Source organism: Marinobacter sp. MIT932201 (assembly GCF_047123295.1).
In the GTDB taxonomy this organism is placed as follows: Bacteria; Pseudomonadota; Gammaproteobacteria; order Pseudomonadales; family Oleiphilaceae; genus Marinobacter; species Marinobacter salsuginis.
The window spans coordinates 2,799,046-2,819,269 of record NZ_CP138917.1 but is presented as its reverse complement, the minus strand read 5'-3'; the positions used below and the strand labels follow the sequence as shown (position 1 = coordinate 2,819,269).

General features: G+C 59.4%; 22 protein-coding genes. 20 read left to right on the top strand and 2 right to left on the bottom strand.

Annotation, left to right across the window (positions count from 1 at the left end; all coding sequences use genetic code 11):
* Positions 1-42 precede the first annotated feature (42 nt).
* The 12 genes from cheY to SIC15_RS12820 all read left to right on the top strand — a co-directional run bounded on the left by cheY (position 43) and on the right by SIC15_RS12820 (position 12,464).
* Positions 43-426: a chemotaxis response regulator CheY gene (gene cheY / locus SIC15_RS12875; protein WP_008173086.1), complete on the top strand. Its 384-nt coding sequence runs from the start codon at positions 43-45 to the stop codon at positions 424-426.
* 20 nt (positions 427-446) lie between these two features.
* Positions 447-1,232 (top strand): protein phosphatase CheZ, encoded by a 786-nt coding sequence (locus tag SIC15_RS12870; RefSeq protein WP_069183676.1) that lies wholly within the window; start codon positions 447-449, stop codon positions 1,230-1,232.
* 16 nt (positions 1,233-1,248) lie between these two features.
* Positions 1,249-3,417, top strand: coding sequence for a chemotaxis protein CheW (locus SIC15_RS12865; protein ID WP_412536085.1), 2,169 nt, complete (start codon positions 1,249-1,251; stop codon positions 3,415-3,417).
* Positions 3,418-3,482: 65 nt separating this feature from the next.
* The gene (locus SIC15_RS12860) at positions 3,483-4,634 is read left to right on the top strand and encodes a protein-glutamate methylesterase/protein-glutamine glutaminase (protein WP_412536084.1); all 1,152 of its coding nucleotides are present in this window, start codon (positions 3,483-3,485) and stop codon (positions 4,632-4,634) included.
* Complete coding sequence (locus SIC15_RS12855; RefSeq protein ID WP_008173090.1) at positions 4,634-5,374, top strand: flagellar motor protein; 741 nt, start codon at positions 4,634-4,636, stop codon at positions 5,372-5,374. Before SIC15_RS12860 ends, SIC15_RS12855 begins: the two co-directional genes overlap by 1 nt.
* A gap of 18 nt (positions 5,375-5,392) precedes the next feature.
* Positions 5,393-6,175 carry a flagellar motor protein MotD gene (motD, locus tag SIC15_RS12850; RefSeq protein ID WP_008173091.1) on the top strand — a complete coding sequence of 261 codons (783 nt, stop codon included), beginning with the start codon at positions 5,393-5,395 and terminating at the stop codon, positions 6,173-6,175.
* A 197-nt stretch (positions 6,176-6,372) separates the two neighbouring features.
* Positions 6,373-7,170 carry a ParA family protein gene (locus SIC15_RS12845; RefSeq protein WP_412536082.1) on the top strand — a complete coding sequence of 266 codons (798 nt, stop codon included), beginning with the start codon at positions 6,373-6,375 and terminating at the stop codon, positions 7,168-7,170.
* Positions 7,163-7,972, top strand: coding sequence for a chemotaxis protein CheW (locus SIC15_RS12840; RefSeq protein WP_008173093.1), 810 nt, complete (start codon positions 7,163-7,165; stop codon positions 7,970-7,972). The genes SIC15_RS12845 and SIC15_RS12840 overlap by 8 nt, the downstream gene beginning before the upstream one ends.
* A 134-nt stretch (positions 7,973-8,106) precedes the next feature.
* A complete protein-coding gene (locus tag SIC15_RS12835; RefSeq protein WP_008173094.1) occupies positions 8,107-8,595 on the top strand; it encodes a chemotaxis protein CheW in 489 nt (162 codons plus the stop codon).
* 67 nt (positions 8,596-8,662) lie between these two features.
* Positions 8,663-9,055 carry a DUF2802 domain-containing protein gene (locus SIC15_RS12830; RefSeq protein WP_053112462.1) on the top strand — a complete coding sequence of 131 codons (393 nt, stop codon included), beginning with the start codon at positions 8,663-8,665 and terminating at the stop codon, positions 9,053-9,055.
* Between the two features lie 26 nt (positions 9,056-9,081).
* Entirely contained in the window at positions 9,082-11,364 is a 2,283-nt protein-coding gene (locus SIC15_RS12825) for an ATPase, T2SS/T4P/T4SS family (protein WP_053112460.1), read from the top strand.
* Complete coding sequence (locus tag SIC15_RS12820; RefSeq protein WP_014577605.1) at positions 11,361-12,464, top strand: ATP-binding protein; 1,104 nt, start codon at positions 11,361-11,363, stop codon at positions 12,462-12,464. Before SIC15_RS12825 ends, SIC15_RS12820 begins: the two co-directional genes overlap by 4 nt.
* Here SIC15_RS12820 and SIC15_RS12815 read toward each other — a convergent pair.
* Together SIC15_RS12815 and SIC15_RS12810 are read right to left on the bottom strand one after the other, a co-directional pair.
* Positions 12,450-12,764 carry an EscU/YscU/HrcU family type III secretion system export apparatus switch protein gene (locus SIC15_RS12815; RefSeq protein WP_014577604.1) on the bottom strand — a complete coding sequence of 105 codons (315 nt, stop codon included), beginning with the start codon at positions 12,762-12,764 and terminating at the stop codon, positions 12,450-12,452. The genes SIC15_RS12820 and SIC15_RS12815 overlap by 15 nt on opposite strands.
* Complete coding sequence (locus SIC15_RS12810; protein WP_412536080.1) at positions 12,761-14,020, bottom strand: flagellar hook-length control protein FliK; 1,260 nt, start codon at positions 14,018-14,020, stop codon at positions 12,761-12,763. The genes SIC15_RS12815 and SIC15_RS12810 overlap by 4 nt, the downstream gene beginning before the upstream one ends.
* A gap of 255 nt (positions 14,021-14,275) precedes the next feature.
* On the opposite strand from SIC15_RS12810, the gene ccmA reads away from it, so the two are divergent.
* From ccmA to SIC15_RS12770, 8 genes are read left to right on the top strand one after another with little or no spacing between them, the layout of a single operon-like run.
* Positions 14,276-14,914 carry a cytochrome c biogenesis heme-transporting ATPase CcmA gene (gene ccmA / locus SIC15_RS12805; RefSeq protein WP_053112454.1) on the top strand — a complete coding sequence of 213 codons (639 nt, stop codon included), beginning with the start codon at positions 14,276-14,278 and terminating at the stop codon, positions 14,912-14,914.
* Positions 14,904-15,629: a heme exporter protein CcmB gene (gene ccmB, locus SIC15_RS12800; protein ID WP_008173102.1), complete on the top strand. Its 726-nt coding sequence runs from the start codon at positions 14,904-14,906 to the stop codon at positions 15,627-15,629. The genes ccmA and ccmB overlap by 11 nt, the downstream gene beginning before the upstream one ends.
* A gap of 31 nt (positions 15,630-15,660) precedes the next feature.
* Positions 15,661-16,404: a heme ABC transporter permease CcmC gene (ccmC, locus tag SIC15_RS12795; RefSeq protein WP_008173103.1), complete on the top strand. Its 744-nt coding sequence runs from the start codon at positions 15,661-15,663 to the stop codon at positions 16,402-16,404.
* 3 nt (positions 16,405-16,407) lie between these two features.
* Positions 16,408-16,647, top strand: coding sequence for a heme exporter protein CcmD (ccmD, locus tag SIC15_RS12790; protein WP_053112452.1), 240 nt, complete (start codon positions 16,408-16,410; stop codon positions 16,645-16,647).
* Between the two features lie 14 nt (positions 16,648-16,661).
* On the top strand, positions 16,662-17,132 hold the full coding sequence (gene ccmE / locus SIC15_RS12785) for a cytochrome c maturation protein CcmE (protein WP_104270017.1): 471 nt from the start codon (positions 16,662-16,664) through the stop codon (positions 17,130-17,132).
* Positions 17,133-17,169: 37 nt separating this feature from the next.
* Positions 17,170-19,176 carry a heme lyase CcmF/NrfE family subunit gene (locus SIC15_RS12780; RefSeq protein ID WP_053112449.1) on the top strand — a complete coding sequence of 669 codons (2,007 nt, stop codon included), beginning with the start codon at positions 17,170-17,172 and terminating at the stop codon, positions 19,174-19,176.
* A complete protein-coding gene (locus tag SIC15_RS12775) occupies positions 19,173-19,709 on the top strand; it encodes a DsbE family thiol:disulfide interchange protein (RefSeq protein WP_008173107.1) in 537 nt (178 codons plus the stop codon). Before SIC15_RS12780 ends, SIC15_RS12775 begins: the two co-directional genes overlap by 4 nt.
* Positions 19,709-20,182 carry a cytochrome c-type biogenesis protein gene (locus SIC15_RS12770; RefSeq protein WP_412536079.1) on the top strand — a complete coding sequence of 158 codons (474 nt, stop codon included), beginning with the start codon at positions 19,709-19,711 and terminating at the stop codon, positions 20,180-20,182. Before SIC15_RS12775 ends, SIC15_RS12770 begins: the two co-directional genes overlap by 1 nt.
* Positions 20,183-20,224: the final 42 nt, after the last annotated feature.

Below are 20,224 nucleotides of genomic sequence, written 5' to 3'. Positions count from 1 at the left end.
GAAGGTCAAACGAATTCCGGGTGTTACTAACTGGAGGTCCCATTGGACAAAAACATGAAAATCCTCATTGTGGATGATTTCTCCACAATGCGACGGATCATCAAAAACCTGCTGCGTGATCTGGGCTTCACCAACACCGATGAAGCAGACGATGGCAACACAGCCTTGCCGATGCTGAAGAGCGGCAAATACGACTTTCTGGTCACCGACTGGAACATGCCGGGCATGTCCGGGTTCGATCTTCTGAAGGCTGTCCGGGCTGACGAGAATCTGAAAACCCTGCCGGTATTGATGGTAACGGCTGAGGCGAAGCGCGACCAGATTGTTGCCGCGGCTCAGGCGGGCGTGAACGGCTACGTTGTCAAACCGTTCACTGCCGCTGTGCTCAAGGAAAAGATTGAGAAAATCTTTGAAAGAATCCAGTAACCAGAGGTCGGATGGCTCTCATGAGCGATAGCAAAAAGAACCATCGGGGCCTTGAGCCGGAGGTGACCGAAAAGCTCCAGCGGCAGGCAGCAGAGCTGGCAGAGAGTGTTGATGCCGGTGATTATGCCAAAGCCATGACCCTGATCAATGAACTCAGCGAGGTCAGGGATCAAAGTCTGTACCGCGAGGTAGGGCGATTGACCCGGAGCCTGCACGAAGCCATCCGGAACTTCCAGATTGACCCCCGGAACGCGGAACAGCAGGAAGCGCTGTCGAAGATGACAGACGCCTCCGATCGCCTCGAATACGTTGTGCAGATGACCGGCGAAGCGGCCAACCGCACCATGGACCTGGTTGAGGAAACCATGCCGGTGGCCAACGCGTTTCGTGAAGAAGCGGCCTCCTTGCGGGACGAATGGCAACGTCTGCGTCGTCGGGAGATGCAGCCGGCGGAGTTCCGGGAACTGTACGGCCGTATTGATCGCTTTTTTGTCAGCACAGCCAGCGACGCTGACACCATGTACAACAATCTGTCGGAAATCCTGCTTGCTCAGGATTATCAGGATTTGACGGGCCAGGTTATCCAGAAGGTCACCGCCCTGGTAAAAGAGGTTGAGGAGCAGATGCTCAGCCTGGTGGTGATGGCCAGCCATGTGGATCAGCTCACCGGCACCGTGCACCAGATTGAAGAGAAGGAAGAATCTGCAGAGAAGGGCGTCGGGCCCCAGATCAAGGCCGATGAGCGTGAAGATGTAGTTTCGGGACAGGATGACGTTGACGACCTGTTGTCCAGTCTCGGTTTCTGAACAAAGAGGGTAACGCATGGCGTTTGATGCTGATGAAGAGATTTTGCAGGACTTCCTGGTAGAAGCCGGTGAAATTCTCGAAAAGCTGTCAGAGCAGTTGGTAGATCTTGAGCAACATCCTGACGACAGTGATCTGCTCAACGCCATTTTCCGTGGCTTTCACACCGTTAAAGGCGGCGCCGGCTTCCTTCAGCTTGAAGCGCTGGTAAATTGCTGCCACTCCGCCGAAAACGTTTTCGACACTCTGCGCAATCACAAGCGTAAGGTGGACTCTGAACTGATGGACGTGGTTCTGGAGGCCCTGGATAACGTTAATGCCATGTTTGAAGAGGTTCGCAATCACGAGGAACCAACACCGGCTCCGGACGAACTGATTGCCCGCCTCGATGCCCTGGCCCTGCCAGAAGGTGAGGGAGCGCCTGTCGCTGCCCCTCAGCCAGAGCACGAAGAGAGTGAACCGGCGGAGGATGGCGGCGACATCACCGACGACGAATTCGAACAGCTTCTGGATGCCTTGCAGGACGAAAAGAGCGAAGAACAGGCACCGGCTTCAGACTCCGGAGCGTCTTCCGGTGACCGGGAGGGTTCCGGAGATGACGAGATAACCGACGACGAGTTCGAGGCGCTGCTCGACCAGCTGCACGGAAAAGGGCAGTTTGCCGGCGCACCTGCGGGCGAGGACGAGGCTGTCAGCAAAGAAGAAAAGCCGGCGGCCAAGGCAGAAGGCGGTGGCAGCGACGATCTGATCACCGACGACGAATTCGAAAAACTGCTGGACGATCTCCATGGCAAGGGTGGAAGCCCGACTGCCGGCGGAGAGTCCTCCACTCCGAAAAAGCCCGCGGGAGCGAAGGAGCCTTCAGCGCCAAAAGAGCCTTCAGCAGCGAAAGAGCCCTCAGCGCCAAAAGAGCCCTCAGCGCCGAAAGAGCCAGCCAAGCCAAAAGCAGAGGCACCGAAGCCCGGGAAGCCGGAGACCAAAGGCGCTGCCACCCCTGCGATGCCCGCCCGCGAACACGCGCCCGCGGCTGAAACAACGGTGCGTGTTGACACCAAGCGTCTCGACGACATCATGAACATGGTGGGTGAACTGGTGCTGGTGCGTAACCGCTTGCAGCGTCTGGGCGCGGAAAGCGAAGACGAACACATGCACAAAGCCGTGTCCAACCTGGATGTGGTCACCACCGACCTCCAGTCTGCCGTCATGCAGACCCGTATGCAGCCGATCAAGAAGGTGTTCGGCCGGTTCCCCCGGGTTGTGCGTGACCTGGCCCGGAACCTCAAGAAAGAGGTCAACCTGGTGATGCACGGTGAAGACACCGATCTGGACAAGAATCTGGTCGAAGCGCTGTCTGATCCGCTGGTTCACCTGGTGCGAAACTCGGTCGATCACGGGATCGAAGCCCCGGAAGTGCGCGAGAAAGCAGGTAAGCCACGCCAGGGTACGGTAACCCTGTCTGCCGAACAGGAGGGGGATCATATCCTGCTGTTCATCGAGGATGATGGCGCCGGTATGGATCCGGAAGTGCTCCGTCGCAAGGCCGTCGAGAAGGGGATTTACGATCAGGATGCCGCGGATCGCCTGACCGATTCCGAGTGCTTTAACCTGATTTTCGCAGCCGGTTTTTCCACGAAGGAGCAGATCTCGGACGTCTCCGGTCGTGGCGTAGGCATGGATGTGGTCAAAACCAAGATAGGCCAGCTCAATGGACAGTTGAGCATTGAATCGCAACTGGGTAAGGGTTCCCGGATTGTCATCAAGGTTCCGTTGACCCTGGCCATCATGCCCACACTGATGATCATGTTGGGTGACCAATCGTTCGCGCTGCCGTTGGTGAATGTGGTCGAGATCTTCCATCTGGACCTGACCAAGACCAATATCGTCGACGGACGAGAGTGTATTGTGGTCCGGGAAAAGGTGTTCCCGCTGTTTCACATCAAACGATGGCTGGTGCGTGATGGTACTTCCCAGGAAGTGCCGGAGAACGCCCATGTGGTCATCGTAGCCATGGGGACCAAACAGGTCGGTTTTGTTGTCGACCAGTTGGTGGGGCAGGAAGAGGTGGTGATCAAGCCCCTCGGTCGAGCCCTCCAGGGTACGCCGGGAATGGCCGGCGCCACCATTACCGGCGACGGCAGGATCGCGCTGATCATTGATGTGCCAAGCCTGTTGCAACACTACGGCTAAGCCGGGCTTTCAGGTGACTGCGGCCATAGAAGGCCGAAGAACGATGGATTGGGTAGGAGAAGTGGATGACAGTTTCTGTCCTGGTCGTTGACGATTCAGGGTTTTTTCGCAAACGGCTGACGGAAATCCTGACCAGCTCCGGCCAGATCAAGGTGGTTGGGGCTGCAACCAACGGCCGGGAAGGCGTGGAGCTGGCCGAAAAGCTGCGTCCCGATGTGATCACCATGGATTACGAAATGCCGGTGATGGATGGCATCTCCGCCGTGCGCGAAATCATGCGCAAACACCCCATACCGGTACTCATGTTTTCTTCTCTCACCTATGAGGGCGCCCGCGTCACACTCGATGCCCTCGAGGCGGGTGCCGTCGATTTCCTGCCCAAGAACTTTGAAGAAATTGCCCGGGACAACAGCCAGCTCCAGAAAATCCTGATTGAGCGGATTCTGGACGTGGCCCGCAGCCGCCCTGGCAACCGCCCTGCAGCGCCGGCCCGCCCCGAACCTTCGGCGCCCACGTCCCGCGCTCCCGCCACGCCGGCCCGTCCTCGTGCGGAAGTCACGCCGCGCCAGCGGCCAGGCGCCCACAGCCCTGCGGCTGCGCCTGAACCCGAGGCGCAGAGGCGTCCTACCCGTCGAGGCCCGGCAAAGCATTACGCTGTGGTTGGCATCGGAACCTCCACCGGTGGACCTGTTGCCCTGCAACGGGTACTGACGGCGTTGCCCGCAACCTTTCCGGCTCCCATCGTGTTGGTACAGCACATGCCTGCCAGCTTCACGCCGGCTTTCGCTGAACGCCTGAACAAGCTCTGTCGGATTGAAGTCCGGCAGGCCGCGGATGGCGATGTGTTGCGGCCGGGACTTGCTCTTCTGGCACCGGGTGGCAAGCAGATGATGGTTGAGAACCGGGGTGGGCAGGCCAGGATCCGCATCCTGCCCGGCGACGAGCGGCTCAACTACAAGCCCTGTGTCGACGTCACCTTCGGTTCCCTGGCCCGCAGTTTCCCGGGCAAGACGCTCGGCGTCATTCTTACCGGCATGGGCTCGGACGGCAAGGAAGGGTGCCGGATGATGAAGCAGAGCGGGTCGGACATCTGGTCCCAGGATGAAAAGTCATCGGTTATCTATGGCATGCCCATGGCCGTTGCCAAGGCAGGACTGACTGACGACGTGCTGTCCCTGGACGAAATCGGTCCGCGTCTGGTCGAAGGTGTCTGCTGATGGATATCCTGAGTTTGCTCGGGGTCATACTGGCCTTTGCCGCAATTCTTGGCGGTAACCTGCTGGAAGGCGGAGCGGTTGGCTCACTGTTTAATGGGCCGGCGGCCATCATCGTCATCGGTGGCACTCTGGCCGCGACTATCCTGCAGACCTCGTGGCCCATGCTGAAGCGGGCTTTCACTCAGGTGCGCTGGGTCTTTTTCCCGCCGTTTATCAACCTTGAAGACGGTATCGGAAAAGTCATTGACTGGAGTGTAAAAGCTCGCAAGCAGGGCTTGCTGGGCCTTGAAGGGCTTGCCGAGCGCGAGCCGGAGCCCTTTGCCCGCAAGGGGTTGCAGTTGCTGGTCGACGGTGCCGAAACCGAGACCATCAGGGGCATCATGGAAGTTGATCTGGAATCCCGTGAGCAGAGGGATCTGGAGTCGGCCAAGGTGTTCGAGGCCATGGGTGGTTACTCGCCAACCATCGGCATTATCGGGGCTGTCATGGGCCTGATCCAGGTGATGACCAACCTTGAGGATCCCCAATCCCTGGGTAGCGGGATCGCAACCGCCTTTGTAGCCACCATCTACGGTGTGGCGCTGGCCAACCTCCTGTTCTTCCCGGTCGCTAACAAGATGCGCGGTATCGTGCGGGAGCGCACCCGCTATGAGGACATGATGATCGATGGCCTGATTGCCATCGCCGAGGGTGAAAACCCGAAATCCATCGAATTGCGGCTGCGGGGCTTCCTGCAGTAAGCATGCGCAGGCCAACTTATGCGGCGCCGTAGGCAACCCCAGGATGATCTGCACAACAAGGAGCGGTGGCTGATTTCCTACGCGGATTTCATCACCCTGCTGTTCGCCTTTTTCGTCGTGATGTACTCGGTATCGTCCGTTAACGAAGGCAAATACAAAGTCCTTTCTGAAACCCTGACCGGCGTGTTCAATGCACCCCAGCGCTCCTTCCAGCCAATCGAGATTGGCGACCAGCCCCAGAGATCGCTGAATGCGCCTGCCGAGAACGTAATCCCGCCGGCGGTGACCGAAGCGCCCCGAAATCCGGAGATGGACGCGCAGGCGCGGACCGAAGCGCTGCGAGCCATGGCTGACCAGCTTTCCATGGAGTTTGATGAGCTGATCAACCAGGGCGTGGTGTCGCTTGAGACCAGCGACCAGTGGCTGGAGCTGAATCTGCCCAACAGTCTGTTGTTTGGCAGCGGCGATGCCGAGCCCCATTACGATGCGTTCGAGGTGGTCGAGAAAATCGCCACGGTTCTGAACAACCGGGACAACGCTGTCAAAGTGGAAGGCTTCACCGATAATCAGCCGATCAGTACCTCCCGTTTTCCGTCAAACTGGGAATTGTCAGCCGCCCGGGCGGCTGCCATGGTCCGGATGCTGGTGATGGAGGGCATCGAGCCGGAACGTCTGGCGGCTGTCGGCTATGGCCAGTATCAGCCGGTTGCCCGGAATGACACGGAAGAGGGACGGCGCAGAAATCGGCGGGTGGTATTGCTGATTTCCCGTGACGCCAGTATCCGCGGCGCTATGCGCTGAATGGCATCGTCGGCAGATGCGTATAGAGCCATTGGCACGGTTCCTGTATTAATCCCCGTTAACAAAAAGGCGCCGGCAAGAGCTTGCCGGCACTCCCGAATGCAATTCGTTCAAGTTGCCCGGGGAGTGGCCGATAACCGGGCTGTGGCTATCGTTAAAGTTCGGCCACACCGACGTGTTCTCTGGAGAATCGAAGCGTGCGAATCTGGGCAGTAGCCAATCAAAAAGGTGGTGTCGGTAAAACCACGAGTGTTGTCGCGCTGGGCGGCCTGCTTGCCGAGCGAGGCAAGCGTGTTCTCGTTGTAGACCTGGACCCACACGGCTCGCTCACCAGCTGGTTCGGGTATGACCCGGATACCATCGCCCACAGCGTTTTCGATCTGTTCCAGCATCAGGGTAAGGTGCCCGAGGGTCTTCCGGCCCAGCTGATTACCGAAACCAGCTGCAAGGGGCTGTCCCTGCTACCGGCAAGTGCGGCTCTGGCTACCCTTGAGCGCAGGATGATCGGGGTTGAGGGCATGGGGCTGATTATCTCCAGGGCCCTGGCCCAGCTCTGGGACGACTTTGATTATGTCCTGCTCGACAATACTCCCTCTCTGGGGGTTCTGATGGTTAACGCCCTTGCGGCAGCCCAGCATCTGATCATTCCCGTGCAAACCGAATTTCTGGCCATCAAGGGCCTGGAGCGCATGCTCCACACCCTGAAGATGATCATGCGTTCCCAGAAAAACGAACTTTCTTACACCATTGTGCCCACCTTGTATGACCGGCGGACACAGGCGTCGGTGAAAAGCCTGAACCTGTTGCGGAAGACCTACCGCGAGTCCCTCTGGCAGTTTGCGATTCCGGTGGACACCAAGTTTCGGGATGCCAGCCAGGGCGGCATAACACCGTCCGCGCTGGATGCCGAAACCCATGGTGTCCGCGCCTACAGCCATCTGCTGGATGATCTCATGGCCCGGGTGGGCAGGGTGAAGGAGCGTCAGCATGGCTGACGATAAATTGACACGGCTGGCGGATCCGGAAACTGCCATTGCCAGTTATCTTGACGAACTGCTGCACACGGCCACTGATACGGCGCTTCGGGAGGAAATCGAAGCGCCGGAACCGGTGAAACCTGCACCTCCGGAACCGCGGGTGGCAACCCGCACGAAACCGGCATCTGTGCCAACCGTCGAAAAACCGCCGGCAAGACCTGAACCACCCAAACGGGTCCGGGAAACGCCGGCGGAACCTGAGAGGCCAGTGGTGCGACAGGTGCCGGAAGCGCCGGTGCCGAAGGCAAGGATTGAAGCTCAGCCTGCGCCGGAGCCGGCCGCGCCGCCGTCCCGCCCGGAGTGGTCAGAACAGCCCTTTGAGTGCCTCATTTTCACGGTGGCCGGTCTGCAGCTGGCGGTGCCTCTGATTCTGCTCGGTGCCATTCACCGCATTGAAGAAGAGATCCGGCCCATCCCGGGAAGTCCACGCTGGTACATGGGAATCCGCCCGGACCGGGATCAGAACCTGAGGGTGGTGGATACCGCCGAATGGATCATGGCAGGGCGGGTGCCGCCCGATGCCCGGGACAACTACCGGTTCGTGATCCGGCTGGATAACAGCGACTGGGGGCTCGCCTGTGATGACGTCGCCCAGTCCTTTACCCTCCGGCCGGACGAAGTGCGTTGGCGCACAGCCCGAAGCAAGCGTCCGTGGCTGGCCGGCACTGTGATTGACCACATGTGTGCGCTGATTGATGTGCGCACCATGGCAGACTTGCTGGTGAGGGCGGAAAGAGAGCACCATCTGGATCTGAGCTGACGCAAACAATGGTTACTGAATGAAACCGAGCCGTGCTGGCACGGTTTGTGCCCTTAACTATAGTATTGGGCACTGATGATATTTTTTTGACGATCAGGTTGCCCGCCGGGCAGCCCAAGAGGAGAAACATCGCTATGGCATCCCCGAGCGGACAAACCAATCAGGCCCAGGACGATCAGGTACTGCAGTACGTTACCTTCCGGCTGGATGATGAGACCTACGGTCTGAACGTCATGCAGATTCAGGAAGTGCTGAGATACACGGAGATTGCTCCGGTTCCGGGGGCCCCGGATTATGTGCTCGGCATCATCAACCTTCGGGGTAACGTGGTTACCGTTATCGACACCCGCCGGCGCTTTGGCCTGGCCGATGCCGAAGTAACCGATGCCACCCGGATTGTGGTTATGGAATCTGCCAACCAGGTTATGGGCATTCTGGTGGATTCTGTCGCCGAGGTGGTGTACCTGAAAGCCAGCGAAATTGAAACTGCACCGAACGTGGGTAACGAGGAAAGTGCCAAATTTATCCAGGGCGTGTGCAACAAGGATGGCGAACTGATCATTCTGGTTGAGTTCGACAAGATGCTGTCAGACCACGAGTGGGCTGAAATCGCGGCACTGTGATCCGGGGCAACCCGCTACAGGCCTCACGATGGATGCCTTCCGTGGCAATTAACGGGAGACATCCGTCATGTTTGCAGAAATTCCTTCATACCTTCCCTGGGCGCTGACTGTTGCGGCCCTGTCTCTGGTTTTCGTTCAGGGCCTGGTTCTCGGGCGCCAGGTACGTAGCCTCCGAGCAACGCTGAAAGAGCGCTGTGATACCCTTGGCCGGGAACTGCATGCCACCACCAGTGGCAGCATGGGGGTAGGGCAGCGGTTGGTTAGCTGTGAGCGTCAGTTGCACGAGCTGAGGACCACGCTCGACGAAATGCGCCAGAACGATCCGCTGCGAATCTCTTACGATGAAGCCTCTCGACTGGTTGATCTCGGCGCCGATATCGACGATCTTATGAACACGTGCGGAATTTCCCGTCCCGAGGCCGAGCTGGTGTCAGCACTCAGAAAACGTCAGGCGGCCTGATACCAAGCCGTTACGGACGTTGTTGAATGAAGAGAGTCTATCCGAGGGCCCTTGAGGCCCTTCGATCTGTATCCCGCCATGATTTTGTTTCCGGTTCCGACCTGGTTGCCTCGATAACCGGCCACTCCATTCCCCGCGAAGAAACTGTCAGCCACATTCTCTCCCTGCTCCCGGAAATAGAACCGGATCAGATGGTGATGCACGTGGGCGGTGGCTCAGGCTATTTTGCCGCTGTGCTGTCCGGGCTCGCCCATCGGGTCCTGTACGTGGAGCGGAATGCCGTTGTCGCCGAGGCTGCCAGAGAGCGGTTTGTCCGTCTGGGTATGCACAATGTGGATGTCGTTGTTGCCCGTGCGGAAGAGGCGCCCGAGCCTGATCCACTCTGTGATCTCGTTTTGTGTACCTCGTTTGTCAGGGACCAGACTGCCCTGGCGCACCTGGTTCGTGAGGGGGGGCGCCTGGTGTGTCTTGAAGGGCGAGCGGGACCCGTCCCGAGCCTGGCCATGTTCGAAAAACAGGGTGCCAAGCTCAAGCGTGTGCGCACCCTGGGCTGGGTCGACTTCAACCGTAACGTCGAGCAGATCCTCATTGATCAGGGTGTCGTGGACGAAGCGGTCCTGGCCGAGGCAAAGGCGGAGGCAGCGAAGCAGAATTGCCGGCTGCTGGACGTGCTCCGCCGGAAACTGAATCTTGAAGAGATTGATCTCTACCGTTCTCTTGCCCGTCAGCGGGGCATGACCTTCACCGATGCGGACGAGCTTCTGCCGGATCTCCATCCGGCGCTTTTCCGGCGATTTTCCCGAACGTTTCTGGATCTCTCACGACTGATACCCATCGCCGAGGAAGATGGTCGGATCACGGTTGTGACCGACGATCCCGATGCGCGCACTGATCAGCTCGAGCGGTTGAGTCCTAACCAGGTGGTTGACTGCCTGCTGGTTACACCGACGGACTTTCGTCGGCTCTGGTCAGCTCTTGATCTGACTGCCAAAGGGCGCCGCTTTGCAGCGGATCAGGAACCAACCCCGAACCAGGCGGCGGACCCGACTGGCAGCAAGGATCAGCTTCTGGGCAAGGATCCGAAAAACAAGCACGTCAGCCCCTATCTGGTGTCTGTCTACGAAGCCATTCTGATGGACGCTGTAAGTGAAAAAGCCAGCGACATCCATATAGAACAGTACGGTGACCGGATTCGCATTCGCCTTCGGGTGGATGGCGATCTCCATGATCTGCCCCAGTACCAGCTGTCGGCCCGGGAGATGAAAGGGGTGATTAACGTCATCAAGCTGCGGGCAGAGCTGAACATCGCCGAGCACCGGCTGCCCCAGGGTGGGCGGTCCCGGCTGCAGCTCGGCGATATGGCCTACGATCTGCGGATACAGACCCAGCCTTCGCTCCATGGCGAACATGCCGTTATACGTCTGCTGCCGCAGACCGGCCGCGCCATGACCATTGCCGAACTTGGCATGTCATCCATGATCGGTGCCCGTTATCAGCGCTTGCTGGATAACCCGGCGGGACTGGTGCTGGTGGTCGGTCCGACCGGGTCAGGCAAGTCCACCACGCTGTATGCCGGGCTGCAGACCCTTGCCGATGACGGCCGCCGGAAAGTTATCACGGTGGAAGACCCCATCGAGTACTCCATCGACAACATTCAACAAACCCGGGTCAGATCAGAAATTGGCTTTGGTTTCGCCGATGCCATGAGGGCGTTTGTCCGGGAAGATCCGGATGTCATTCTGGTGGGCGAGATCCGTGACCAGGAAACCGCTCTGGAGGCGATACGGGCCTCCCAGACCGGCCACGTGGTTCTGTCCACGCTGCACTGCAACGACGCGGTGGATTCACTGCAGCGCTTGTATGATCTGGGTATCCACCCGAATTCCATTGCCGGTGAGCTGCTGGCTGTGATCGCCCAGCGGCTGGCCAAGCGCATCTGCAAGCATTGTTGCCAGCCTGCAGAGCCGGACCCGGTGATTCTGTCCGAGGTGTTTCCCGACGGCCCGCCCGCGGATTTCCGGTGTTTTCAGGGCGCCGGTTGTGACAAATGCAACGGCCGCGGCACCCAGGGGCGAGTGGCGATCGTCGAGTATATGGAAGTTGATTCGGACATCCGGAATGCCATTTCCAGCCAACCGCCCATCGGTGAGCTTCGCTGGCGCGCTCTCGATGCCGGACTGGTGACCATGCGGGACAGTGCTCTGGACCATGTTATTGAAGGCATAATTCCGCTGTCCGAACTGCCCCGTATTCTCCCGAGAGAGCGCATGGCACCGGAAGTTCGCGGCGGCCGCAGGAGTCAGGAATGAGCAACAAGCAATCGGTTACAAAGGCAGCCCAGCGGGAACCGGCAGAAGTGGTCTATGCCGCTGAGCTGGACAAGCTGAGAGGGATGGATCATGGCCCGGTGCCACCCGGCTGGCAGATGTCCCCGCGAGCGGTGGAAAAGTTCGTGATGGGGGATGAGAAGCTCGGCATTGAACGGAAGTTCGTGGCGGAGCGTGCCATGGTGGTCCGGATCATCATTTCCCTGTGCACCAGTCGCGGGTGCCTGCTGGTTGGCGAGCCGGGAACGGCCAAATCCTGGTTGTCGGAATTGCTGGCTGCCGCCATTTCGGGTGGCTCTACCCTGACCTTGCAGGGCGGGGCGGTGAGCGACGTAGGGCAACTGTTGTACAGCTGGAACGAGGCGGTCCTGCACACCGAGGGGCCGTGTCTGAAAGCGCTGGTTCCGAGCCCGTTGCTGCGGGGCATGATGGAGGGTCGAATGGTGCGGTTTGAAGAGATCGCCCGCTGTCCGCAGGCGCTGCAGGATGCGTTGCTCTCGGTCTTGTCCGACAGGGTTGTGGTGATTCCGGAGCTGGCGGGCGACGACGGGGTGGTGCTTGCGCGGGAAGGCTTCAACGTCATCGCCACGTCCAACAGTATTGATGAGGGTGTACACCGGATGAGCGCCGCCCTGAAGCGGCGCATGGACTTCGAGGAAATACGCCCGATCCGCAATCTGGCCGACGAGATGGATGTGGTTCTCCGGGAGGTTGGCAGGGCCAACAGTCGGGCCGGGATAGAGGTGGCACTTGAAGAATCGGTCATCGAGGTACTGGTGACCATGTTCCACGAGCTGCGCAATGGTCAGACACTTGATGGACGCAGTACCGACCGACTCGCCGGTTCGGCGCTGTCGACGGCGGAAGCGGTTTCGGTGGCTCACGCGGCCAGCCTGAACGCCTGGTATTACGGCGGGGGCAGTATCACGGTGGAGCAGCTAATGCACCACATCATCGGTTCAGCCCTCAAGGACCAGCCCGAGGACCGGCGCCGGCTGCGTCATTACTTTGAAACCACCGTGGCGCCAAGGCGTGGCGACAACTGGCAGCAGGCCTGGGCGCTCCGATCACTGATTCACTGAATCATCCGACTCGCCGGGTCTGCGATCGTCTGGGGTTAGCCCGCGAATATGGAAGGCAAACGCCAGGATTTCCGCAATCACCCGGTACAGCGACTCGGGAATTTCTTCGTTCAGTGACAGGCGCGCCAGAATGCTGGCCAGCTCCGCATTTTCATAAAGGGGAACATTGTGCTCCCGGGCGATGCGGATGATCTCTTCCGCCAGCTCATGGGTGCCGGTGGCGCTGATGGTTGGCGCTTTCTCGCCATCGTACTTGAGCGCAACGGCGGCTCTGCTGTGATGCTCTGTCTCTGAGGTCATGCCCGGGTATCCACCAGTCTGTGTTCGAGTCGGGTTACGCTGCTCTGGGGCGTGCCGCGGCGGCAGTCCAGGTCAGTGACTTCCAGGCCCAGATCGCTCAGGCTCTGCCGCAAGGCGGGAAGCTCCTGGTTCACCTGGCGCAGGGTTGACTGCTTTTCGGCCCAGACCCTTGCACTGACCGCCTGCTGGCGGAGGGAAACATCAAAGTGCAGGGGGCCTGCCTCATCCAGATCCATGGTCAGTGATAGCCGCCATTCAGCCGTGGTGGTTTTCGCGGACCTGGTTTCTGACTCGCTGTTCTCGGGGTACTGTTCGATCCGGACCTGTGCCAGTCTCGGTTCGTTTTGTGGTGTCAGCCACGGCAGATCAAGTACCAGAGTCGACGCGGGCGCCGGGCCCGGAGCTTCGCCGCCCCCCCTGGCCGTGAGTACCTGGCTGTGCAACTGGTTGACGGTGATCCGGTTGAGCATTCCGGCCAGCAGGCGGAGCATCTGCCCGACGCTGGGCGCTTCGCCACTGCCGGGGGCCTGGGGTGTGGCCAGCGGTTGGGGAAATTGCAGCGGCGCCTGCATGAGCTCTGGCGTCGAGATAGGTGTCAGCCGGTTGAAGTGTTCTGGTGTACTGCCCTGTTGGGCAAGCAAGGCGGTGATCACTCTACCGAGCGCCAGCTTGAGATCGGGCAACTGGGCAGAGGGTGCCTGGGCCAGTCGCGACTCGGCGAACAGGCCACTTTCTGAAAGCCATTGCCGGACCTGTTGCGATGTCGTGTCCTGGCTGCCAGAACCGGGAGTCAGACTGTTCCCCGAAGGCAGCCTCGCCATCATTTGTTCAATAGCCTGTCTGGCGGCCTCCGGCAGAGGTTGGGGGCCTCGCGATGAGGGCAGTTGGCCCGGTAGCGGGTCTTGCCGGAGGCCTTGTGTGAGAGTGCCCAGCAGCCTTGCCAGTCCACCATCCAGGGTTTGCTGCCAGGGCAGTCGCTGGGCCAGCGCTCGGGCGATACCGGCTTCGGGTGCGGGTGCCAGTTTGCCCATCAGCTGCAGCTCATTGCCGGCCCGCATCACTTTTACCCAGTCACCGGTTGCCAGTTCAGTCTTGCCGACGGCCGCCTGAACCAGAAGAGACTTGCCGCGAATGTCCAGTAACAGGTCCGCGCTGTTACCGCCCTGACGGTTGATGATCTCGGCCACCCGGGCCAGGGTGGTTTCCCGGTTCGTCAGCTGCAGCTGATCGAGCAGTTGCCGCGCTGATGCGGCCACGGGCTCCCGGGCCGCTTCGGTTGAGACTGAAGGCCGGGACGTCTGTGTTGCAGGCTGGGCTGGAGGTGTCGGGGGCTGTTGTCCGTTGGGTAGTTTCATCGTCACTGATTTGATGTTGGACAAGAGTAATCCGCCGGCGCTTTTGTTATAATAGTCCGCGCCGGCAGGTCATGCGCGAACAATGTTCATGGTCGCCGCTGTCACGAATGCACCCGATGCCGTCTTCACGCGCATCGTCCTGGTTACGGGGTCCTGATGTCTGAGCCGTTATTACAGGCTGTCGATCTGCAGTGCGAGCGGGATGAACGGATCCTGTTCCGTGACCTGTCGTTCTCCATACTGCCCGGTACGGTCGCCCGTGTCGAGGGGCCGAACGGCTCCGGCAAGACCACGCTGCTGCGAATGCTGGCCGGCCTGAACGACGCCTGGTCCGGCAATCTGCTCTGGTGCGGCAAGTCCAGGTCTGCCCAGCGGGAAGAATTCCTCCGCAATACCCTGTATCTTGGCCACCGGCCTGGCATAAAGCCGTTGCTGACACCGATGGAGAATCTCCGGGCACTGACGGCCGGGCGGCGGCCGCTGCCAGATCCCGTTCTGCGTCAGGCGCTTGATGGCACCGGATTGACCGGGTTCCAGGATGTGCCCTGTCGCAATCTTTCGGCGGGGCAGCAAAGACGGGTTGCCCTGGCGCGCCTGTTGATTGCCGACGAGCCGCTCTGGCTGCTGGATGAAGTTTTTACCGCCATTGATGCCAGCGGTGTCAGCGCCATTGAACAGCTGCTTCAACAACGGGCTGCCGAGGGAGGTGCGGTGGTAGTGACGACCCATCACGATCTCAGATTGCCCGGTATGCAACGCATTGTGTTGGGCGGAGGGTCGACCGATGAATGCTGATTGCAGGCCGGCACTGACTTTGCGGCAAGACACCGTCGGTGCGCTGGCGGCAATGCAGACCGTGTTTGCCCGGGATATGAAGGTGGCCTTCCGGCAGCGCCAGGATCTGCTCAATCCGCTGTTGTTTTTTGTCATGGTCGTAACCCTTTTTCCCCTGGGGGTTAGCCCGGAAGTGTCATTTCTGCGGGAGGCCGGGGCCGGTATCCTGTGGGTAGCGGCGTTGCTATCGGTGTTGTTGTCGCTGGACCACCTGTTTCGCCATGATTTTGACGACGGCACGCTCGAGCAACTTGTGCTTCAGCCCCAGCCCCTGTTTCTGCTGGTACTGGCGAAAACAGCGGCGCACTGGGTGTTAACAGGCTTGCCGCTGGTGGTACTAACGCCGGTTTTGGGCGTAATGGTCCATCTTGACGGGAACTCCATCGGAGTTTTGTGTCTAACGCTGCTGATCGGTACACCGGTGCTGAGTCTGATCGGGTCAATCGGCGCGGCGCTGACGCTTGGATTACGGTCGGCAGGGGTGCTCTTGTCCCTGTTGATCATTCCGCTGTACATTCCCGTCCTGATTTTCGGAACAGGTACGGTGGCTTCGGCCGCAGAGGGCGCTCCCGCGGGAGCCTATCTGGCCCTGATGGGCGCGTTTCTGGTGCTGGCACTGACCCTGGCACCCTTTGCATCGGCAGCGGCGCTGCGTATCAGCCTGTTCAACGGGTAAAACAAGGTAACGGTAGGACGGTAACCATCTGATGTGGCAATTTTTTCACAAGCTGGGTTCTCCCAAATGGTTCTTCGGGATTGCAGCCCGGCTGATGCCCTGGCTACTGGCAGGTGGCATCCTGCTGTTGATGGCAGGCATTGTCTGGGGGCTGGCCTATGCTCCCAAGGATTACCTGCAAGGCAACAGCTACCGCATTATTTTCATCCACGTCCCTACGGCCTTTCTCGCCCAGTCGGTCTACGTGATGATGGCGGTGGCGGCTGTCGTCACTCTGGTCTGGCGCATGAAGCTGGCGGATGTATTCGTCAAGTCGGTCGCACCGGTGGGGCTGGTACTGACCTTTCTGTCCCTGTTTACCGGAGCGGTCTGGGGTAAGCCCACCTGGGGTACCTGGTGGGTCTGGGATGCCCGGCTGACCTCGATGCTGATTCTTCTGTTCCTGTACGGTGGTGTCATTGCTCTGGACAGGGCAATCAACGACGAAAAATCCGCGGCGCGGGCTGTATCGGTGCTGGTTCTGGTCGGGGTGGTGAATATACCGATTATCCAGTACTCCGTTGAATGGTGGAATACGTTACATCAGCCGTCGACGTTCAAACTGACTGAAAAGCCGTCCATGCCGGCGGAAATGTGGGTACCGCTGCTCCTTTCGGTACTCGGGCTGTACCTGCTGTTCGGCTGGCTGGCCTGTTTGCGTATGCAGACCGAGATTCTTCTGCGCGAGCAGAGAACGCGCTGGGTTAAAGATTATGTGTTGGCCGGGAGGGGCTGAAGCATGGCATTTGAATCCTTTTCGGCATTTATGGTGATGGAAGGTCACGGGCCCTATGTCTGGGCCTGTTACGCCGTATTTTTCCTGCTGATGATCGGCCTTATGGTATGGTCTCTGCGTCGCCGCAACGCCGCTATTGAGGCCTGCCGTCGCGGTTATGAGTTTCAGGCAGGCCGGCAGGACCCGCAGGCTGCGTCAGCTTCGGCAGCGTCCTTCACCCGCGTCAAGGTTTCCCAAGACTGAAAGGCAGATATCTGATGCATCCAATCCGAAAAAAGCGACTGACTATTGTCCTGTTCCTGCTGGTGGGGCTGGCCATCGCTGTGGGTCTGACCACCTATGCGCTGCGACAGAACATCAATCTGTTCTACGACCCCACCCAGATTTCCGCCGGCGAAGCGCCGGTGGATGTCAGAATCCGGGCCGGTGGTATGGTCGAGGAGGGCTCGGTTCTGCGTGATCCGGACAGCCTGATGGTTGAGTTCAAGGTGACCGACTTCAACGCGTCTGTGCCGGTTCAGTACACCGGTATCCTTCCGGATCTGTTTGCCGAGGGGCAGGGTGTGGTTGCCATGGGCAGGCTGAATGAAAGTGGCCGCTTTGTGGCCGATCAAGTGCTGGCCAAGCACGATGAAAACTATATGCCGCCGGAAGTCGCGGATGCGCTGGAGAAGGCCTCGAAGGGTCGGCATGCAGCCAGTGGCAGTGCGGAAACCGTGTCCTACTAACCGATTTATCTAACAGCCTGGTTTCTGGAGGCCTTTAATGTATCCCGAACTCGGACAGCTTGCACTGATTCTCGCACTGTTGTTGGCAGTGCTTCTATCCGTAGTCCCTTTGGCCGGTTCTTTGACCGGCAGAAACAATCTTCAGGCGTTCGCCAGGCCGCTGGCGTCCGGCGTGTTTGTCTTCGTGGGGCTTGCTTTTGCCGTCTTGACCCATGCCTTCGTGACTGACGACTTTTCGGTGGCCTATGTGGCCAATAACAGTAACAGCCTGTTGCCCTGGTATTACAAGTTCAGCGCTGTTTGGGGCGGTCACGAGGGCTCGCTGCTACTCTGGATACTGATGCTGGCGGGCTGGACGTTGGCGGTCGCTATTTTCAGCCGTCGCCTGCCGGCGGTGATGATCTCCCAGGTGCTCTCGGTGCTGGGCATGGTCTGCGTCGGCTTCCTACTGTTTATCGTGATTACCTCCAATCCGTTCGACCGTTTGTTGCCCAATGTGCCCGCCGATGGCGCAGATCTGAACCCCTTGCTCCAGGATTTCGGGCTGATCGTGCATCCGCCGATGCTCTACATGGGCTATGTCGGCTTTGCCGTTGCTTTCGCTTTTGCCATTGCTGCGCTGATCAATGGCCGCCTCGATGCCGCCTGGGCCCGTTGGTCGCGCCCCTGGACCACGGTTGCCTGGGCCTTTCTCTCTCTGGGTATCGCCCTCGGGAGCTGGTGGGCCTACTACGAGCTGGGCTGGGGCGGCTGGTGGTTCTGGGATCCGGTCGAAAATGCATCGTTGCTGCCCTGGTTGTCGGGGACTGCACTCATGCACTCGCTGGCCGTTACCGAGAAGCGCGGCGTGTTCAAGAGCTGGACCGTACTGCTTGCCATTGTCACCTTTTCACTAAGTCTGCTGGGCGCTTTCCTGGTCCGTTCCGGCGTGCTCACCTCTGTGCATTCTTTTGCGGCGGACCCGGAGCGGGGCACCTTCCTGCTGGGCCTGCTGGCAGTAACGGTGATCGCAAGCCTGGCGCTCTATGCGTTCCGGGCGCCGGTGGTTCACGTCCGGTCGCGCTACGGCTCGTTTTCCCGAGAGGTTTTCCTGCTTCTTAACAACGTACTGTTGGTTTCCGCCACGATTCTGGTGGCGGTCGGCACACTGTATCCGCTGGTTCTTGATTATCTGGAACTGGGCAAACTGTCGATCGGTGAACCGTTCTTCAATCTGACGTTCAGCCCACTGGCCGTCGCAACGGGCCTGTTGCTGGGCGCTGGTATCTTCTCCCGCTGGAAGAAAACCGATGGTGGCTGGCTGGCGCGCAAACTGCTGTGGCCCTTGGCAATCAGCATCGTTGCCACCACGGCGGTCCTGATCGGCTATGGTGGATTCAAGCCCTGGGCTTTCCTCGGCGTGTTTTCTGCCATGTGGGTAACCGTTGCTACTTTCTGGGATCTCTGGGAAAAATCATCGTCCCGAAAAGGCCGTCTGCACGGCCTCAAGCGGCAGTCCCGCAGCTATTACGGCATGGTGCTCGGGCATCTGGGCCTGGCCATTACCATGGCGGGGGCTACGGTGGTTTCCAACTACGGCATTGAGCGTGATGTTCGCATGGTGCCGGGCGATGTCGCGACCGTCGGCGATTATCATTTTGTATTCAGGGATATCGGCGCGCGCCAGGGCGCTAACTTTACGGCTCAATATGGCACCTTCGATGTCATGTTGGATGGCGAGCGTGTTTCCGTGCTTCATCCCGAGAAGCGCCAATACTCCGTGGGGATGAGCGTCATGACCGAGGCCGATATCGACGCCGGTCTGTTCCGGGACATCTTCGTGGCCATTGGTGAGCGCATCACCGACGAGGCTTGGGCCATCCGGCTGCAATACAAGCCGCTTGTTCGCTGGCTCTGGCTGGGCTCGCTGTTTATGGCAGCCGGCGGCTTCCTGGCTATCGCTGATCGCCGCTACCGCATCCGGGAGGGAGCTGACACGAAGGTGCAGACCGATACTGTCGCGCCTGAGCCAGGTTCTGCGACGTCCGCTGGAGTTACCTCATGAAGCGGTTCCTGCTCTTTCTGCCACTGCTGATTGCCCTTGTTGTTGGTGTCGTGCTGTTCGCGGGTATCGGCAAGGATCCGACCAAACTGGAATCGGCTCTGGTTGGCAAACCGGTGCCAGAGTTCAGTCTGAAAGATTTGCACAACGCTGATGTCGTGCTCGATCAGAGCCTGTTTCGTGGCCAGGTCACTCTGCTGAATGTCTGGGGCACTTGGTGCCCCGCCTGCAAGGACGAGCACGACGACCTGATGTGGCTGGCCGAAGAGAAAGGCGTCAACATCATTGGTCTCAACTACAAGGACAACCGCGAGGATGCGCTGTTGTGGCTTGACCGTTTGGGCGACCCTTACCGGAAAATCATCTATGACCCCAGGGGCACACTCGGGTTTGATCTGGGGGTATACGGCGCGCCGGAAACCTTCGTGATTGATGCCGAAGGCGTGGTTCGCTATCGCCATGTGGGTGTGGTCAATAAGGCGGTCTGGGAACAAACGCTGCTGCCTGTGTTCAATGACGCTCAGGGGAATGGCTGATGGTCCGGATCGTTTATTTGATGTTGGTGCTTCTGCTTTCCGGTGCCGCTGCAGCCGAGGTGGCCGACGTATACGATTTTTCGGATCGGGCTCAGGAGCAGCGTTACCAAAACCTGATCGCGGAATTACGCTGCCCGAAATGCCAGAACCAGAACATTGCCGATTCCAACGCGCCTATCTCGAAGGATATGCGGGATGTTGTTTACCGGATGATGAAAAACGGGGCCAGCAACGAGGAAATCGTTGAGTCTCTCGTTGGCAGGTTTGGTGAGTTTGTTCGCTACAAACCCGAGCTGGACAGCCGGACAATCTTGCTCTGGGCGACACCTGCGATTGCGGTGTTCGGCGGGTTTCTGGTGGTTGCTGGTGTGGTGATTCGTTCCCGGCGAGCGGGGCCGTCAGGCCCGGCGTTGAGCACTGAAGAGAAAGCCCGTGTCGACAAAATGCTGGCAGAGCAGGAAAGATCCTCCTGAAGCCGGCACTTTCCGGCATGTCCTGGCCGCAACCTCATTCTT

Excerpts from the sequence above, each read along its gene's own strand:
- SIC15_RS12870 (WP_069183676.1), top strand. The coding sequence starts at position 447 with ATGAGCGATAGCAAAAAGAACCATCGGGGCCTTGAGCCGGAGGTGACC.
- SIC15_RS12865 (WP_412536085.1), top strand. The coding sequence starts at position 1,249 with ATGGCGTTTGATGCTGATGAAGAGATTTTGCAGGACTTCCTGGTAGAA.
- SIC15_RS12860 (WP_412536084.1), top strand. The coding sequence starts at position 3,483 with ATGACAGTTTCTGTCCTGGTCGTTGACGATTCAGGGTTTTTTCGCAAA.
- SIC15_RS12855 (WP_008173090.1), top strand. The coding sequence starts at position 4,634 with ATGGATATCCTGAGTTTGCTCGGGGTCATACTGGCCTTTGCCGCAATT.
- motD (WP_008173091.1), top strand. The coding sequence starts at position 5,393 with ATGCGGCGCCGTAGGCAACCCCAGGATGATCTGCACAACAAGGAGCGG.
- SIC15_RS12840 (WP_008173093.1), top strand. The coding sequence starts at position 7,163 with ATGGCTGACGATAAATTGACACGGCTGGCGGATCCGGAAACTGCCATT.
- SIC15_RS12835 (WP_008173094.1), top strand. The coding sequence starts at position 8,107 with ATGGCATCCCCGAGCGGACAAACCAATCAGGCCCAGGACGATCAGGTA.
- SIC15_RS12830 (WP_053112462.1), top strand. The coding sequence starts at position 8,663 with ATGTTTGCAGAAATTCCTTCATACCTTCCCTGGGCGCTGACTGTTGCG.
- SIC15_RS12825 (WP_053112460.1), top strand. The coding sequence starts at position 9,082 with ATGAAGAGAGTCTATCCGAGGGCCCTTGAGGCCCTTCGATCTGTATCC.
- SIC15_RS12820 (WP_014577605.1), top strand. The coding sequence starts at position 11,361 with ATGAGCAACAAGCAATCGGTTACAAAGGCAGCCCAGCGGGAACCGGCA.
- SIC15_RS12815 (WP_014577604.1), bottom strand. The coding sequence starts at position 12,764 with ATGACCTCAGAGACAGAGCATCACAGCAGAGCCGCCGTTGCGCTCAAG.
- ccmA (WP_053112454.1), top strand. The coding sequence starts at position 14,276 with ATGTCTGAGCCGTTATTACAGGCTGTCGATCTGCAGTGCGAGCGGGAT.
- ccmB (WP_008173102.1), top strand. The coding sequence starts at position 14,904 with ATGAATGCTGATTGCAGGCCGGCACTGACTTTGCGGCAAGACACCGTC.
- ccmC (WP_008173103.1), top strand. The coding sequence starts at position 15,661 with ATGTGGCAATTTTTTCACAAGCTGGGTTCTCCCAAATGGTTCTTCGGG.
- ccmD (WP_053112452.1), top strand. The coding sequence starts at position 16,408 with ATGGCATTTGAATCCTTTTCGGCATTTATGGTGATGGAAGGTCACGGG.
- ccmE (WP_104270017.1), top strand. The coding sequence starts at position 16,662 with ATGCATCCAATCCGAAAAAAGCGACTGACTATTGTCCTGTTCCTGCTG.
- SIC15_RS12780 (WP_053112449.1), top strand. The coding sequence starts at position 17,170 with ATGTATCCCGAACTCGGACAGCTTGCACTGATTCTCGCACTGTTGTTG.
- SIC15_RS12775 (WP_008173107.1), top strand. The coding sequence starts at position 19,173 with ATGAAGCGGTTCCTGCTCTTTCTGCCACTGCTGATTGCCCTTGTTGTT.
- SIC15_RS12770 (WP_412536079.1), top strand. The coding sequence starts at position 19,709 with ATGGTCCGGATCGTTTATTTGATGTTGGTGCTTCTGCTTTCCGGTGCC.